This window comes from [Clostridium] scindens ATCC 35704 (assembly GCF_004295125.1).
GTDB lineage: Bacteria > Bacillota > Clostridia > Lachnospirales > Lachnospiraceae > Clostridium_AP > Clostridium_AP scindens.
Genome location: NZ_CP036170.1, coordinates 1122511 through 1137605, shown reverse-complemented (window position 1 = coordinate 1137605; position 15095 = coordinate 1122511). Strand labels below are relative to the sequence as shown.

Below are 15095 nucleotides of genomic sequence, written 5' to 3'. Positions count from 1 at the left end.
ATTTATCACTGGGTATTTTTATGCCCTTTTTTGGGTGTTGATAGGAGGAAAATCACATGAAAATAATTAACTTAGGCATTCTGGCTCACGTTGACGCAGGAAAGACAACATTAACGGAAAGTTTATTGTATACCAGTGGTGCAATTGCAGAACTAGGGAGCGTAGATGAAGGCACAACAAGGACAGATACAATGAATTTGGAGCGTCAAAGGGGAATCACTATCCAGACAGCAGTGACATCTTTTCAGTGGGAGGATGTAAAAGTCAACATTATAGATACGCCAGGCCATATGGATTTTTTGGCGGAAGTATACCGTTCTTTATCCGTATTAGACGGAGCAGTATTATTAGTTTCTGCAAAGGATGGCATACAGGCACAGACCCGTATACTGTTTCATGCACTACAGATAATGAAGATTCCGACAATTTTTTTCATCAATAAAATTGACCAAGAGGGGATTGATTTGCCAATGGTATATCGGGAAATGAAAGCAAAGCTTTCTTCGGAAATTATAGTGAAGCAAAAGGTTGGGCAGCATCCCCATATAAATGTAACGGACAATGACGATATGGAACAGTGGGATGCGGTAATTATGGGAAACGATGAACTATTAGAGAAATATATGTCAGGGAAACCGTTTAAAATGTCAGAACTGGAACAGGAAGAAAACAGGAGATTCCAAAACGGAACGTTATTTCCCGTTTATCACGGAAGCGCTAAAAACAATCTGGGGATTCGGCAGCTTATAGAAGTAATTGCCAGTAAATTTTATTCATCAACGCCTGAAGGTCAATCTGAACTATGCGGGCAGGTTTTTAAGATTGAATATTCAGAGAAAAGGCGGCGTTTTGTTTATGTGCGTATATATAGCGGAACATTGCATTTGAGGGATGTTATTAGAATATCTGAAAAAGAGAAAATAAAAATCACAGAGATGTGTGTTCCGACAAACGGTGAATTATATTCATCCGATACAGCCTGCTCTGGTGATATTGTAATTTTACCAAATGATGTTTTGCAGCTAAACAGTATTTTGGGGAACGAAATACTGTTGCCGCAGAGAAAATTTATTGAAAATCCTCTCCCTATGCTCCAAACAACGATTGCAGTAAAGAAATCTGAACAGCGGGAAATATTGCTTGGGGCACTTACAGAAATTTCAGATGGCGACCCTCTTTTAAAATATTATGTGGATACTACAACGCATGAGATTATACTTTCTTTTTTGGGGAATGTGCAGATGGAAGTCATTTGTGCCATCCTTGAGGAAAAATATCATGTGGAGGCAGAAATAAAAGAGCCTACTGTTATATATATGGAAAGACCGCTTAGAAAAGCAGAATATACCATCCACATAGAAGTCCCGCCAAATCCTTTCTGGGCTTCTGTCGGGTTGTCCATAGAGCCGCTCCCTATTGGAAGCGGAGTGCAGTATGAAAGCAGAGTTTCACTTGGATATTTAAATCAATCGTTCCAAAATGCGGTTATGGAGGGGGTTCTTTATGGCTGCGAGCAGGGGCTGTATGGATGGAAAGTGACAGACTGTAAAATCTGTTTTGAATATGGATTGTATTATAGTCCTGTAAGTACCCCCGCAGACTTTCGGCTGCTTTCCCCTATCGTATTGGAGCAGGCTTTAAAAAAAGCAGGGACAGAACTATTAGAGCCATATCTCCACTTTGAAATTTATGCACCGCAGGAATATCTCTCACGGGCGTATCATGATGCTCCAAGGTATTGTGCAGATATTGTAAGTACTCAGATAAAGAATGACGAGGTCATTCTGAAAGGAGAAATCCCTGCTAGATGTATTCAAGAATACAGGAACGATTTAACTTATTTCACAAATGGGCAGGGAGTCTGCTTGACAGAGTTAAAAGGATACCAGCCAGCTATTGGTAAATTTATTTGCCAACCCCGCCGCCCGAATAGCCGTATAGATAAGGTTCGGCATATGTTCCACAAGTTAGCTTAACAGCTTGCAAAAGTCATATAAAATGAGATTTGAAAGGATTAGAGACTAATTATGATGAAATGCGAATGGATATTGTGTCCTGTTTGTGGGAGCAAAACCCGTAATAAAATTAGGAAGGACACTGTTTTGGAGAATTATCCCCTTTATTGTCCAAAATGCAGACAAGAAAGATTGATTAAAGTTGACAACTTGAAGATAACTGTCATCAAAGAGCCAGACGCTTAAGACGCAGAGCCGATGAAATTGTGGAACAATTCACGAATCATCGGCTCTTTTTGTTTCGTATTTGAAAGAACAAACTCACCAAATAAAAAAAACGATATTCGGGTGGGTTATTTTGTTATACCCTAAATTACCCTCTGAATTTGTTTTTAAATTTGGAGGGATTTTTTTATGTCCTTTTTTCGGGCAGTTATCTATCTGCTCATACGAAGCAAAATTTATCAATACATAGCATATCAGAGAACGGCAGGAAACCAGTTAAAAAAATTTCTGCCAGTGCAACGGTACTTCTCACCTTGAAAGTAGAAGTACAATCTCCATACAATAGAATTACTATTTCCTATAACCGTAAAGGTCACAGAGCCTTTGCGGTTTTTCTTTTGTCGATTTTTGTTGGAAAGTGCCGTAGGGCTGTTTCTGATATGCGGTGTCGTTCTCCGCCTCTCCATCTGGATTTTTTACATTTCAAAAATTCAGATGGGAGGTATTTATGGTGAAATATGCACCAAGAAAGGTATATATCAGAGAAAGTGGCGGCTATGTGGAATTATCCTACACGGAGTTCTGCCGTTGCAGGGAATCCGACCAGACCTATATGGACAAGCTGTTTATCCCCATTCAAGGCTGTCTGCTTGAAGTCGTGAGGGAGCAATACACAGACTTCTACCGTGACAAGGAACGGTGGCGTTATCTGCAAAAATTAGATACAAAGAATAGACTGCTATCTCTCGACGGATTTACGGACAGCGAGGGGAATCCTCTGGACTTTATCACTGATGAAGCGGTGGACATTGCAGAAACCGTTGTCAATGCGGTCATGGTGGACAGGCTGAAAGCCGCCCTGCCTTTGCTGTCGGATAGTGAACAGGAGCTGATACAGGCAATCTTTTTTGACGGACTTTCCGAGCGTGAAGTCGGGGCGAGGTTGGGCATAACCCAGAGCGTTGTAAACAAACGCAAAGCCAGAATCCTAATAAAACTAAGAAAGATAATAGAAAATTAAAATTTAAGGCGTTCAGCCCCCTTGTTTTTTCCTTTGGGAAGATGAGGGGGCTTTTCTCTGCCCTCTCAATCAATTCTGATTGGAGGAAGTAAGAATGGCATACAACCACGGACGGGAGGACAGGAAATGGCGTATCTGGAAAGAAGCGGAGGAAAAGCTGCTGCGTGAGTGCGGCGTTGATGAAGCGACCATTGAGCAGATACGCATGGCGGACAGGGCAGACTTCAATTCCAACAGGCGGTTTTACCGATGGACGAATGACGTTGCGGAATATCTTGAGGACATGGCAGGCAGGGAGCGGCAGGCGGAAGTGGGTACGGTTGCGGAGTTACTGGAAGAGATTGAGAGCGAAAATCTCTATCAAGTATTAGTCACGGTGGACGGGCGTACCTTGAAAATCGTCCTGCTGAAAATGCAGGGGTATTCCACAAAGGAGATTGCCCCGCTTGTGCATTTGACGACTGGTGCCATCTATGCGAGGTTAGACCATCTGCGGAAGAAGCTGCGGAAAATTTTATAGCTTCTAAAACAGCCTGCCATCCTGCGGGCTACTGGGTGAGGGATGGAAATCCCCTCACTCATTTTTTGCAGGAGGACAACAGGATGGCATACAGGGTTAAGGCATACACGCTTCGGGAGGAATCCACGGAAAGCGGCACAAGGTATTTTATCAGCTTTAAGGACGGGCAGGGCAAATCCCACGAGTTGGAAGTGTCGGAACAGTTCTTTATGGAGTTTCGGCAGATGGAGCGCAGGAACAGGAATCTTTTCTAATGGGACGAGCGGCACAGGGAGTTTAACGAGGTATGGGACGAAACCCTTTACAGACGGGCGTTGCGTGTGCCTAAGAGCCTTGATGAACGCATGGTTGAGGAAGAACGGAATGAAACGCTCTATAAGGCGGTTGGGAGCCTTCCAGAGATACAAAGGCGGCGTTTCCTGCTCTACTACGAGTATGAGTTCAATTTTTACCAAATCGCCGCTATGGAGCATTGCACCGCTTCGGCAATACAGAAATCTGTTGCGATTGCAAAGGAGAAAGTAAAGGCGGAAATTGAAGAAATATCTCCAACCGTGACCGACACCGCCCGAAAAAGAAATCTGTTTTTTATTTGTGTGGGATTGGCGGCATTACATACTCTCACTTTTTTCCGTGGGAGTAAATCTATTTTTAAGGAGGTCAACGCCTATGTGCAACGAAAACAAAGACACCGCCCGAAAGGAGGAAAGCCATGCAGAAGTTACAGACAGTCAACGCCGAAACGCTCCTTTATGAACCGCTTGAGAAACCATCCTTTGTGGTGGACAGCCTTATCCCGACAGGCTTATCGCTGTTCTGCGGCTCACAGAAGATAGGCAAAAGCTGGCTCATGCTGAAGCTATGCTTATGCGTGTCGCAGGGAATCCCTTTATGGGATATGCCGACAATGGAGGGCGATGTGCTTTACCTCTGCCTTGAGGACACGTTCTGCCGCATACAGGACAGGTTATTTCGTTTGACGGACGAAGCAAGCGGGCGGCTCCACTTTGCCGTGGCAAGCTGCAAGCTGTCAGACGGTCTTATCGTGCAGCTTGAAGATTATCTGAAAGATTACCCAGACAGCAGGCTCATTGTCATTGATACCTTGCAGAAAGTCCGTACAGCTTCAAAAGACAATGCCTATGCAAGCGACTATGGGGACATCTCCCTCATCAAAGACTTTGCCGACAGGCACTCTCTGGCGGTCATTGTCGTACACCACATCCGAAAGCAGAATGACAGCGACGTGTTCAACAAGGTGTCTGGGACGACAGGATTAACGGGGAGTGCGGACGCTACCTTTGTTCTGGAAAAGGAGAAACGTGCGTCTGACACCGCCAAGCTGTATGTGACGGGCAGGGACACGCCTTATCAGGAATACACGCTGCGTTTCCGTGATTGCCGTTGGGAGCTTGTGGAGCGGAAAACGCAGGAGCAGCTTGCGAAAGAAACGATACCAGATGTCCTTTTTCGGTTGGTGGATTTTATGAGGGATAAGGAAGAATGGATAGGCACGGCAACGGAACTGTTAGCCGCTATGGGGGAAACGGAAACCATACCCACGGTGATTACGAAATGGCTGAATGAATACCGCACCACATTTTTAAGCGAGAACCGTATCTGCTACCAGTACAGCCGCAGGAAAGACGGCAGGCGGATTGCCCTTGCAAGGAGGGCGGGTGACAGCGGTGATGGTGGTGACAGCGATATTAGGATACCCCCCTGTTACTGTCATTGACGCTTAAAGCCATGTAAAGCTGGCGGCTCTGCCCTGCGGGTGACAGCAGTGACGGTGGTGACAGTGATTTTAGGATACCCTGCCGCTGTCATCCCTACGGGAGAACACCCCGTAAACGCAAAATGCAGGCGTGAGATTTACTCGCCCTTTTCGGTCGTGTAAAACCACCCCTGCGGTCAGAAAAATCATTCCGATTTTTCCGACTGCGTTTACAGGGTGTAACACACTACACTTTGCCCTGCAAAGTCGTGTGCCAGACGTTCCCTCTGGACTCCCTTAAGGCAGGGCTGTGCCCTGCTATCCTACGCCTTACGGCTTCGGATAAAAGAATGGCGGCATGACGGTGACGGCTCTTGCGAGGGGGGTATCCCAAAAACACCGTCATCATCGACATGACCGTCATGCAGGGGGTGAGGGTGACAGTTGCGGCAGTCGGCAGGGGGTATCCCAAAACTGCTGTCACCACCGTCACCGCTGTCACCCCAAAGGACGGTCACCCGCCGAAAGAAAGGAGGAATCCGCCTATGCCTTATGCAATCCTGCGTTTCCAGAAACGAAAAGCGGGCGGCGTTGCGGCTTGTGAACGCCACAACGAGCGGAAGAAAGAAGCCTACAAAAGCAACCCAGATATAGATATGGAACGCTCTAAAAACAATTACCATCTCATAGCACCACCAAAGTACACCTACAAGAAAGAGATTAACCGCATGGTAGCCGAAGCGGGGTGCAGGACAAGGAAAGACAGCGTGATGATGGTGGAAACGCTCATCACAGCTTCACCAGAATTTATGAACCAGTTACCGCCCGAAGAACAAAAAGCGTATTTCCAGACGGCTCTTGACTTCATTTCGGAGCGTGTTGGAAAGCAGAATATCCTCTCCGCTGTCGTCCATATGGACGAGAGAACGCCCCATATGCACCTCTGCTTTGTGCCGATTACGCCAGACAATAAGCTGTCAGCGAAAGCTATCTTAGGCAACCAGAAATCATTATCCGAGTGGCAGACCGCCTACCATGAGCGGATGTCCTCACGGTGGAATCAGCTTGAACGGGGGCAGTCCTCAATGGAAACCAAGCGGAAACACGTCCCCACATGGCTCTATAAATTAGGCGGCAGGCTTGATAAACAGTATGAAGAAATCGTGTCTGCCCTATCCGACATCAACGCCTTTAACGCAGGGAAGAAAAGGGATAAAGCGTTAGATTTACTCTCTGCATGGCTGCCAGACGTGGAGAAATTCTCTAAGGAAATCGGGAAACAGCAGGCGTATATCGACAGTTTGAAAGAGAGAATTGGGCAGGAATCAGACTATGCGGGGCGTATGCGTGATGAAAAGTACGAGCAGGAACTAAAGGTGCAGAAAGCGAATCAGAAGATATTTGAATTGCAGAGAACCAACGAGCAGATGGGGCGGCTGCTGTCAAAAATACCGCCCGAAGTGTTGGAAGAATTGCAGAAAAATCATAGAAGCAGAGCGAAAGAAAGGTAGATATGTGAATGAAGAAACAGGATTTTAAGGTGTTAAAGACCAAAGACTTGTACCCGTTCCCCGACAATCCGTTTCATGTGGCAGAAGATGAAACACTGTCAGAGTTAGCGGAAAGCATCAAGGAATTTGGCATTGTCACGCCGATAATCACACGCCCGAAAGAGGACGGGGACGGTTATGAAGTGATTGCAGGACAGCGGCGTGTCCGTGCTTCTGAACTTGCAGGGATAAATACCGTGCCTGCGTTTGTCCTGCCCTTAGACCGTGACCGAGCCATCATCACCCTTGTAGACAGCAATTTGCAGCGTGAGAATATCCTGCCATCGGAGCGGGCGTTTGCTTACAAGATGAAATCCGAAGCCATGAAGCGGCAGGGTTTCCGCACAGACTTAACCTCGTCACAAGTTGTGACGAAGTTGCGGACGGACGACAAGGTGGCACAGGGCTTCGGCGTGGGCAGGATGACCGTGCAGCGTTTTATCCGCCTGACGGAACTGATACCGCCGATTTTGCAGATGGTGGACGAGGGGAAAATCGCCCTCACGCCTGCGGTGGAACTGTCCTTCTTGAAGAAAGACGAGCAGGAAAACCTCTTTGCCACGATGGAGAGCGAAGAAGCAACGCCCTCACTCTCACAGGCACAGCGGATGAAACAGTTAAGCCAGAGCGGGCGGCTTGACATGGATACGATATTTGCGATTATGACGGAGGAAAAGGGCAACCAGAAAGAAACCTTGAAAATCAACACAAGCAAGCTGAAAAAATACTTTCCGAAGAACACAACGCCGAAGCAGATGGAGGAAACCATCATCAAACTTTTGGAGCGTGAGTTGCAGAGGAAACGCAACCGTGACAGCCGCTAATCTTCTTTTTTCGGGAAGTAAATACAGAGAGTTGAGGTATGGAGAATGAGAGAAATCCAGTATGAAATCGTAAAGGAAATCGCAGTATTGTCTACGGGCGACAGTGGCTACACAAAGGAAATCAATCTCATTTCATGGAATGGGAAAGAGCCGAAGTATGACATCCGCAGCTTTTCCCCGAACCGTGAAAAGTGCGGCAAGGGAATCACGCTGAACGCTGATGAAGCGGCGGCACTCCTTAAAGCATTACAGAAAGAATTAAACAGCGAGGATTAATGGTATCTGATTGGCAGGGCGGGGACATTTCCAAACTCTTCCCTGCCCTGTCTGGAAAGGAAGATTTAAGTATGGGCGAGGATAAGAAAGCAGATAAAAAGAGAAAGCGTATCGTGCCAAAAGCACCAGTGCAGATGATAATCAGCCGTGAATATGTCGGCACACAGACCGTTACAGAAGCGTTTGTCCCGATTATCTCCGAGGATATTCGGAAGAAGATTGCCGAGGGCGACACCTTCGACAATGAGGGGCTGTCCGCTTAGAATGTACGCAATGGGACATGAAAACAGATAGGACAGATACGGAGGTTTTACAGTATGGCAGGAATCAAAGAAGAAAAGAAAATCTATTTAGTCGGCATTTATTGCCGCTTATCTAAAGACGATGGTACGGATAACGAGAGTGCGAGCATTGCGACACAGAAATCCATCCTCACGGATTATGTGAAAAAGCAGGGATGGCACATAGCAAAAACGTATGTGGACGATGGTTATTCTGGTACAAATTTTGTTGAGGTAAGATAACGATACCTTTTTTGCAGAGGGTGTTATCTTACCTCTTTTTGATGTATGTTAGATAGCATAACTCTTTACGTCGGCTCCTATCTGTCTGAAATAGGAGATACTTTCAGTAGGCTTGTCGCCTGTATCAACTCTGCCGACAAAGCTATAAAAGATTTCGATTTTGCGGGTGTTCGTTTCCTTATCCAGTTCGTGAATAAGAATACGGTCAATAAATTCATGGACGTTTTCGTAGGTCAGTTCTTCAATCGCTGTGTATCTGCGTACCAGTGCGACAAACCTTTTTACGTCCGCGCTGCGCTCGGTGGCGTTGTCGATTTCCTGTGACAGCTCCGCAATCCTCCGGGTCAGCGTCTTTTTTTCTTCATCATAGCCGGAAGTCAGAAAAGCAAATTGTTCATCTGAAAGTTTCCCTAAAGCGTTGTCCTCGTAGAGCTTGCGGAATAAGATGTTCAGCTCGTTAATACGGTTCTGCGCCTTGTCAAGTTCTTTCCGCTGCTGTGTCAGCGTCTTTTGTACTGCCTTTGCGCTGCACTCGTTGGCGGTTTCGATAAACTCCTGTTCATGCTCTTTCACATAAGACGTTACTCGCTGCAAGTCTGCAAGGACAAGTTCTTTCAATACGCTTTTGCGGATATAATGCGTAGTGCAGAGCATATCATTTCTTGCCCGGTTGCGGTAGTTGCCGCAAGTGTAGGCGTGTTTCCGTTCAAGCGTCCCGGCTCCGCGTACTGCATACATTTTGTAGCCGCAGTCCCCACAAAAGAGCAGCCCGGAAAACAGGTCAATTTCATCAACCTTTGTCGGGCGTTGCCGGGTGGCAATCCGCTTCTGTGCAAGTTCAAAGGTTTCTTCATCAATCAAAGGTTCGTGAGTGTTGGGGAAGAAATACCTTTTTTCCTCCGGGTTCTTTTTCGTCTTTTTCGACTTATAAGATACCTTGTAGGTTTTCCCGGTTATGGTATGCCCTAAATACTCTTTCCTTGTCAGAATGTCGTACAGTGTCTTATCCGGCCAGTTGTACCATGCGTTGAGCTGTGGGCGGGGGTGGCGTTTGCTCCCTGTCCTGCGGTAGCGCAGTTCCCCGACGGTCAATATCTCATTGTCCCGCAGCCAGTTCTGGATTTCACACATACGGTCGCCCCGTACATACATTGCAAAAATCTGTTTTACGACGTGTGCCGTTTCCGGGTCGGGTATCAGATGATTGCGGTTATCCGGGTCGATAAGGTAGCCGTAAGGAGCTTCGCCGTTGACGCGCTCGCCTTTCTGTGCCTTTGCCTGTTTGACAGCCCGGATTTTCTTTGAGGTGTCGCGGGCGTAAAACTCGTTGAACCAGTTCCGCAGAGGGGTAAACTCGTTATCTTCCCTCGCTGTGTCTACACCGTCGTTAATGGCAATGTAGCGCACTTCGTATTCGGGGAAAACAATCTCTATCAGTTCGCCGGTTTTCAGATAATTACGTCCCAGACGGGAAAGGTCTTTTGTTATGACGGTCGCCACGTTCCCGGCTTCAACCTCATGCAGCATGGCTTGAAGCCCCTCACGCTCAAAGCTCACGCCGGAAAATCCGTCGTCTACAAAAAAGCGTGTGTTGAAAAAGTGGTGTTCGTCAGCATACTTTTGTAAAATCAGTTTTTGGTTCTGTATGCTTTCGCTTTCCCCGGCTTGCATATCTTCCTGGCTCAATCTGCAATATAAAGCGGTAATCTTGTCTGTCTGTAACATTTTGTCCTCCTTTCCGACGACAGACAAGCATGGTATTTGTACTGTCTATATTATACCACATACCGCTGCCTGTGTCATGTATAAAATGTGAAGAAACGCCCTATTTCCGGGCGTTTGCGGGGTTCAGCTCCATGTCCTTGCGAATGAGCTTCTTTATCTTTTTATCCAGTGTGTCCGTTGCGCGTTCACTTGCGGACGAACATACAAGGTAAGTAACTTTTCCGATTTTATGCTCCGTTGTGGTAACGGGCGTCTGGTTTTGCGTCAAAGAAAATCCCCCTTTCTTTCGCAAACATATAATACAGTCTATGAATAGCAGCAAGTCCACTATTCAAGAAAACAAAGGCTTTAATCGGACGGTTATTAGCATAACCTCATGGGAATTTCACCCCGGCATGGTTCTCATGCAGCCCTACCCATTGCCTGCGACGCTCTTAACGCTCGGACTGTGGCTGTAAGGAAGTATCATTGTATATTTTGCGTGTCGTCGCCCGCAAGCCGCTACACTTGCTTTCCGGCGCGGTGTTGGTCGCTCGGCTGTCCGGGCGGGGATAACCTCACCCGGATAGCGTCATGGCGCACCCACCGTATGGCTCGGCGCAAAAGGAACGTATCCGATTTGCCCTATGCTGCGCCGCCGTTATCTTGCGCCGCTTTCTTTGTCAAGGTTCAGAATGGCTTTGCTGCCGCGTCAGCAGCGGAACGGAAAAGGGGGAGAGAGAAAGCGTCCCGCCGCTGCGGTTTATTCCTCTGCCTTAAAGGTGAGGACAGCCATCATCAGTTTTGCTTGCAGCCGTTCCCGAATGTCGTGGTCTACGCCAAAATAGACGTTCCCGCGCTCGTCGTACAGCTTCCGCATGGAGAGGCGGGCTATGTAGCCGCTGAAATGCTGCAAGACAATCTTCATAGCGTCCGGGTCGCCCTTTGTCGCTGCCAAAATGACAGGATAGGGAACAAGGGCTTTTTCCGGGTAGCCGGGTTCGTTACCATTCGTCCCATTCATCAGCATTTTCCTCCAGATATTTTTTTAGCAGCTCAAAAGAGCTTGTCCGCCTGTACTGTATCGTGCTTCTCGACGTATCGAACAGCTCCGCAATCTCGGTGTCGTTCATTCCCTCGAAATAGTACAGGAGTACGGCTTTGCGCTTTTCTTCCGGCAAAGTACGGATTGCTTCAAGAAGCAGCTTCGGCGTGATTTTCTTCCCGGCTCTTTCAAAGGCGATTTCCCCTTTGAAATATTCATCAAAGGTATGAAGCTGCCGCGCTTCTTCTAAGGTCAAGTCGGAAAAGGTAATCTCCCTTGCCTTATGCCTGTGCAGCTCTTTGTGAGCGTCACACGCTTCATTGTGCAGTACCGTATTACAAAACTTCTGGAAAGCGCACTGTTTTATAAACTCCCTGCGATTAGGTTCCACATTCTCACCCCCTTTCTCGTTGGAAAGTTGGTGGTGCTTCCCCCTTTTCGCGGGGCAATACTGCCTTTTGAAAAAAACGCCGAAGATTTTCGGATTTTTTTCAAAAAATTTTTTGAGCAGCAAAATACGCCTGTCCGAAAAGCCCGGACAGACGTATAGGTATTGTAAGCGGTATTCAGATGATTAGACAGTTCATATTGATAGACGTAGTTTTCCCCGGCGGTGGTCGGGCTTTTTTTGATGTGTCAATGACCGTCGGATTTTGTCGATATGGTATGTGCTTCATGGCGGCTACCTCCTTTTAGCCGCCGCTTTTAACAGTGATACCGCGTCATTTCATTAGAAGATAAAAAGAAACGGCGGCTTTGGTTTTTCAAAGCTGCTGCGGAAATCAAAGAACGACAAGCAACAGTTCTGATTTTGCTCCAATATGGTTATTGGGGGCACAAATTAAATCAAAAAAGAGCCGATAACAGCAGTATTTCAAACTGCATATTATCGGCTCTGCGTCTGTGCGTCTGGCTCTTTTAATTAAATTATTTTTGTTGTTTTTTGGCTTTATTATATGTATTAGCTAACTGTCCACAAGCTGCTTTAATCTCTCTACCATGAGAAACTCTCATGGTAACTTCAAGTCCTGTTTGCTCTAATTGATGTTTGAACGCAACCATTTCTTGTTTTTGTGGTGCTCTAATTTTTGAATTACTCGTCGGGTTGTATTGCAGCACGTTAATCATAACATTTTTGCCCTTAAACCATTTTGCAAGTTGCCTTATATCTGAGGAACGGTCATTTATACCTGGTAAAAGCAAATACGCAAATACCACTTTTCGATTATGCCTTTGTGAATAGGACAATGCTTGCTTAACAACATCTTCAATAGCGTACATGTGCATATGAGGAATGATGCAGTTTCTCGCAGCCTGTGTTGCTGCATGTAAAGATATTGTCAACTGAATTTTTAGATGTTCTTCGCGCAATTTTTTTAATTGATTAACTGGACCAACTGTTGATACGGTAATGCCGTCGGTTGGAAAGTTAAGTCCATTTCTATCTCGAAGAATATGGATTGCTGCAATCAAGTTGTCGTAATTGAATAAAGGTTCTCCCATTCCCATAAAAACGATACGATTTACTTTTTGACGTATCAATATGACCTGTTGCACAATTTCAGATGGTGTTAGATTACGAACGAAACCATTGCGTCCGGACTCACAAAAAATACAGCCAACAGAACAACCAACTTGCGTACTTACGCAAACAGTCCCACCATCTCGCCGTTTAATAAAAACCGTTTCGATATACCTGTTGTCTTTCAATTCATAAACATACTTTTCAGTATCGCTACTTTTATAGACTTTTTTTGTTGATATTGATAGATTTTTTTTGTGAAATGGCTGTTTATACAATTCCGCATATAAGGCTCTTGCTTTATCCTCTCCAATTACTTCCGACATTTCTTTGTAAGTAAATCCGTATGGGTCATTCAATATTTCCGTAAGTGTACTTTTAGGTAAGTGTTTCATTTAATATCCTTCCTTTTGTTTTTCAGAGTTTTTGATTATGATTTCTAATTTTTCAACATCAATGATATGTGTTAATTTACATTTAGGGCAGAAAAGAGGAAAATTTCTTAATACCGTATTATAAAATACTTGAACCCTCGTCTTTCCGTTACAAATTGGACATTTTATCCAATATTTTTCAAGCATAATATTTCTCCTTTTGTGCAAAAAAATACAGGTCAATTCTCAACATGAGCATTGACCTGCATTTATACATATAACACTACAACAAAATTAAGGCATAGTTTTTATACTATGTCTATACATCGTTAGTTTTGTTGTATAGCATACGCAAAATAAGCATGACAAAAAAGCCCATATTGAAAATGGGAAAAATCTTTTTTGATTTCAATGCTTATCGAATACGCATGCTATGTAACATAAACATTTCCCCCTTTTAATAATACTATACAAAAAAAGCGGCTAATTGTCAACATATACATATGAATTATTTTGGCTAACTGATTGAATTGTGTAGACATATCCAAGAAGAAAGGGGAACAGTAAAATGTAACAGGGTGAATAACTATGGCAAAAAGACCAGTACCGAAATACGATTTCAAGGCTTTTGGGGCAGCGATAAAGGCGGCGCGGACAGGGCGCAAGGAGAGCCGCAAGAAAGTGAGCGACGAAATGTTTATCTCGCCGCGCTACCTTGCGAACATTGAGAACAAGGGGCAGCACCCAAGTTTACAGATTTTCTTTGAGCTTATGCTCCGCTACAATATATCCGTAGACCAGTTTCTTTTGGAAACGCCGCCAGAGAAGAACACGCAGCGGCGGCAGCTTGACGCGCTTCTTGACGGTATGAGCGATACAGGCATACGGATTGTGAGCGCAACGGCAAAGGAGATAGCGGAAGTCGAAACAGAGGGCAGATAAGAAGTGTCCGTCAGAATTGAATAAGGTTTAGAGAGCGTTGTAATCTTTTTTTGAGGATTGCAGCGTTTTTCTTTTGCGGAAGTTTGGCAAAACCGGGCATAGCTCCGTAGTAAGGCATAAGGGATAAAAACATTCGTAGCAAGCATAGGAAGCGGGTACCCACTTCCGTATTTTCCCCTCCCGCGCTGCGGCGCGTCGGTTGAAAATTGCTTGTTGGGAAGTGTCCCAAACCCTCGGAACGGAAAGGAAAGGAGCGAATACATGAACGGACGCAAAAGAACGGTGCAAATCAAATTCAGAGTGACGGAAGCGGAACGGGATTTAATACTGGAAAAAATGAAGCTCGTACCCACCCGGAACATGGCGGCATATCTGCGGAAGATTGCCATTGACGGGTATATCATTCAGATAGACCATGCCGATATAAAGGCAATGACCGCAGAGATACAGAAAATCGGTGTCAACGTCAACCAGATAGCACGCCGCGTAAACGCGACGGGGAACGCATACCAAGAGGACATAGAGGAAATAAAGGGGGTGCTTGCGGAGATATGGCGGTTACAAAGATTAAGCCTATTAAAAGCACTCTAAGCAAAGCCCTTGACTATATCGAAAACCCGGACAAGACGGACGGAAAAATGCTTGTGTCCTCTTTCGGCTGCTCCTATGAAACGGCAGATATTGAATTTGAATATACCTTGTCCCAAGCACTCCAAAAGGGGAACAATTTAGCCTTTCATCTGATACAGTCCTTTGAGCCGGGGGAAGTCGATTATCAGAAAGCCCATGAAATCGGAAAGCAGCTTGCCGACGCGGTAACAAAGGGGCAGCATGAATATGTACTCACGACGCACATTGACAAAGGACACGTCCACAATGTACGCCCGGATAGGGCA

Annotated in this window: 16 protein-coding genes and 4 pseudogenes; 14 read left to right on the top strand and 6 right to left on the bottom strand. The window is 45.7% G+C overall.

The window, feature by feature from the left end:
* The first annotated feature begins 56 nt into the window (after nucleotides 1–56).
* The 11 genes and pseudogenes from tet(O) to HDCHBGLK_RS05820 form a co-directional block, all read left to right on the top strand.
* Nucleotides 57–1976 (top strand): tetracycline resistance ribosomal protection protein Tet(O), encoded by a 1920-nt coding sequence (gene tet(O) / locus HDCHBGLK_RS05880; RefSeq protein WP_000691758.1) that lies wholly within the window; start codon nucleotides 57–59, stop codon nucleotides 1974–1976.
* A 51-nt stretch (nucleotides 1977–2027) separates the two neighbouring features.
* Complete coding sequence (locus tag HDCHBGLK_RS05875; RefSeq protein ID WP_002779755.1) at nucleotides 2028–2201, top strand: cysteine-rich KTR domain-containing protein; 174 nt, start codon at nucleotides 2028–2030, stop codon at nucleotides 2199–2201.
* A gap of 490 nt (nucleotides 2202–2691) precedes the next feature.
* Nucleotides 2692–3201 (top strand): sigma-70 family RNA polymerase sigma factor, encoded by a 510-nt coding sequence (locus HDCHBGLK_RS05860; protein WP_105116765.1) that lies wholly within the window; start codon nucleotides 2692–2694, stop codon nucleotides 3199–3201.
* A 94-nt stretch (nucleotides 3202–3295) separates the two neighbouring features.
* Nucleotides 3296–3721, top strand: a complete 426-nt coding sequence (locus HDCHBGLK_RS05855) for an RNA polymerase sigma factor (RefSeq protein WP_000323895.1) — start codon at nucleotides 3296–3298, stop codon at nucleotides 3719–3721.
* Between the two features lie 83 nt (nucleotides 3722–3804).
* Nucleotides 3805–4279 (top strand): annotated as a pseudogene (locus HDCHBGLK_RS05850) (RNA polymerase sigma factor).
* A 154-nt stretch (nucleotides 4280–4433) separates the two neighbouring features.
* Nucleotides 4434–5466 (top strand): annotated as a pseudogene (locus HDCHBGLK_RS05845) (AAA family ATPase).
* A 517-nt stretch (nucleotides 5467–5983) separates the two neighbouring features.
* Nucleotides 5984–6949: a MobV family relaxase gene (gene mobV / locus HDCHBGLK_RS05840; protein WP_001820668.1), complete on the top strand. Its 966-nt coding sequence runs from the start codon at nucleotides 5984–5986 to the stop codon at nucleotides 6947–6949.
* 8 nt (nucleotides 6950–6957) lie between these two features.
* On the top strand, nucleotides 6958–7812 hold the full coding sequence (locus HDCHBGLK_RS05835) for a ParB/RepB/Spo0J family partition protein (protein ID WP_000743700.1): 855 nt from the start codon (nucleotides 6958–6960) through the stop codon (nucleotides 7810–7812).
* Nucleotides 7813–7857: 45 nt separating this feature from the next.
* The gene (locus HDCHBGLK_RS05830) at nucleotides 7858–8088 is read left to right on the top strand and encodes a YdbC family protein (RefSeq protein ID WP_001206986.1); all 231 of its coding nucleotides are present in this window, start codon (nucleotides 7858–7860) and stop codon (nucleotides 8086–8088) included.
* 71 nt (nucleotides 8089–8159) lie between these two features.
* The gene (locus HDCHBGLK_RS05825) at nucleotides 8160–8351 is read left to right on the top strand and encodes a hypothetical protein (protein WP_001820669.1); all 192 of its coding nucleotides are present in this window, start codon (nucleotides 8160–8162) and stop codon (nucleotides 8349–8351) included.
* Nucleotides 8352–8405: 54 nt separating this feature from the next.
* Nucleotides 8406–8597: pseudogene (locus HDCHBGLK_RS05820) on the top strand (recombinase family protein); the annotation flags it as partial.
* A gap of 63 nt (nucleotides 8598–8660) precedes the next feature.
* Here HDCHBGLK_RS05820 and HDCHBGLK_RS05815 read toward each other — a convergent pair.
* The 6 genes from HDCHBGLK_RS05815 to HDCHBGLK_RS05775 form a co-directional block, all read right to left on the bottom strand.
* Entirely contained in the window at nucleotides 8661–10337 is a 1677-nt protein-coding gene (locus HDCHBGLK_RS05815; protein WP_002569190.1) for a recombinase family protein, read from the bottom strand.
* Nucleotides 10338–10437: 100 nt separating this feature from the next.
* Nucleotides 10438–10665 (bottom strand): transposon-encoded TnpW family protein, encoded by a 228-nt coding sequence (locus HDCHBGLK_RS05810; protein WP_004607973.1) that lies wholly within the window; start codon nucleotides 10663–10665, stop codon nucleotides 10438–10440.
* Nucleotides 10666–11079: 414 nt separating this feature from the next.
* Nucleotides 11080–11340, bottom strand: a complete 261-nt coding sequence (locus HDCHBGLK_RS05795; protein ID WP_002590583.1) for a helix-turn-helix domain-containing protein — start codon at nucleotides 11338–11340, stop codon at nucleotides 11080–11082.
* Nucleotides 11321–11752 (bottom strand): RNA polymerase sigma factor, encoded by a 432-nt coding sequence (locus tag HDCHBGLK_RS05790; protein ID WP_009255547.1) that lies wholly within the window; start codon nucleotides 11750–11752, stop codon nucleotides 11321–11323. Before HDCHBGLK_RS05790 ends, HDCHBGLK_RS05795 begins: the two co-directional genes overlap by 20 nt.
* Before the next feature lie 536 nt (nucleotides 11753–12288).
* Nucleotides 12289–13278 (bottom strand): 23S rRNA (adenine(2503)-C(2))-methyltransferase RlmN, encoded by a 990-nt coding sequence (gene rlmN / locus HDCHBGLK_RS05780; protein WP_004607971.1) that lies wholly within the window; start codon nucleotides 13276–13278, stop codon nucleotides 12289–12291.
* On the bottom strand, nucleotides 13279–13464 hold the full coding sequence (locus HDCHBGLK_RS05775; RefSeq protein WP_004607970.1) for a cysteine-rich KTR domain-containing protein: 186 nt from the start codon (nucleotides 13462–13464) through the stop codon (nucleotides 13279–13281).
* A 381-nt stretch (nucleotides 13465–13845) separates the two neighbouring features.
* On the opposite strand from HDCHBGLK_RS05775, the gene HDCHBGLK_RS05770 reads away from it, so the two are divergent.
* The 3 genes and pseudogenes from HDCHBGLK_RS05770 to HDCHBGLK_RS05760 form a co-directional block, all read left to right on the top strand.
* A complete protein-coding gene (locus HDCHBGLK_RS05770) occupies nucleotides 13846–14199 on the top strand; it encodes a helix-turn-helix transcriptional regulator (RefSeq protein WP_004607969.1) in 354 nt (117 codons plus the stop codon).
* Nucleotides 14200–14460: 261 nt separating this feature from the next.
* Nucleotides 14461–14790, top strand: a complete 330-nt coding sequence (locus HDCHBGLK_RS05765) for a plasmid mobilization protein (RefSeq protein ID WP_002585086.1) — start codon at nucleotides 14461–14463, stop codon at nucleotides 14788–14790.
* Nucleotides 14751–15077 (top strand): annotated as a pseudogene (locus HDCHBGLK_RS05760) (relaxase/mobilization nuclease domain-containing protein); the annotation flags it as partial. The gene HDCHBGLK_RS05765 and the pseudogene HDCHBGLK_RS05760, both read left to right, overlap by 40 nt.
* Nucleotides 15078–15095: the final 18 nt, after the last annotated feature.

Excerpts from the sequence above, each read along its gene's own strand:
- HDCHBGLK_RS05825 (WP_001820669.1), top strand. The coding sequence starts at position 8,160 with ATGGGCGAGGATAAGAAAGCAGATAAAAAGAGAAAGCGTATCGTGCCA.
- HDCHBGLK_RS05775 (WP_004607970.1), bottom strand. The coding sequence starts at position 13,464 with ATGCTTGAAAAATATTGGATAAAATGTCCAATTTGTAACGGAAAGACG.
- HDCHBGLK_RS05795 (WP_002590583.1), bottom strand. The coding sequence starts at position 11,340 with ATGAATGGGACGAATGGTAACGAACCCGGCTACCCGGAAAAAGCCCTT.
- rlmN (WP_004607971.1), bottom strand. The coding sequence starts at position 13,278 with ATGAAACACTTACCTAAAAGTACACTTACGGAAATATTGAATGACCCA.
- HDCHBGLK_RS05875 (WP_002779755.1), top strand. The coding sequence starts at position 2,028 with ATGATGAAATGCGAATGGATATTGTGTCCTGTTTGTGGGAGCAAAACC.
- HDCHBGLK_RS05855 (WP_000323895.1), top strand. The coding sequence starts at position 3,296 with ATGGCATACAACCACGGACGGGAGGACAGGAAATGGCGTATCTGGAAA.
- HDCHBGLK_RS05770 (WP_004607969.1), top strand. The coding sequence starts at position 13,846 with ATGGCAAAAAGACCAGTACCGAAATACGATTTCAAGGCTTTTGGGGCA.
- HDCHBGLK_RS05830 (WP_001206986.1), top strand. The coding sequence starts at position 7,858 with ATGAGAGAAATCCAGTATGAAATCGTAAAGGAAATCGCAGTATTGTCT.
- HDCHBGLK_RS05835 (WP_000743700.1), top strand. The coding sequence starts at position 6,958 with ATGAAGAAACAGGATTTTAAGGTGTTAAAGACCAAAGACTTGTACCCG.
- HDCHBGLK_RS05765 (WP_002585086.1), top strand. The coding sequence starts at position 14,461 with ATGAACGGACGCAAAAGAACGGTGCAAATCAAATTCAGAGTGACGGAA.
- HDCHBGLK_RS05815 (WP_002569190.1), bottom strand. The coding sequence starts at position 10,337 with ATGTTACAGACAGACAAGATTACCGCTTTATATTGCAGATTGAGCCAG.
- mobV (WP_001820668.1), top strand. The coding sequence starts at position 5,984 with ATGCCTTATGCAATCCTGCGTTTCCAGAAACGAAAAGCGGGCGGCGTT.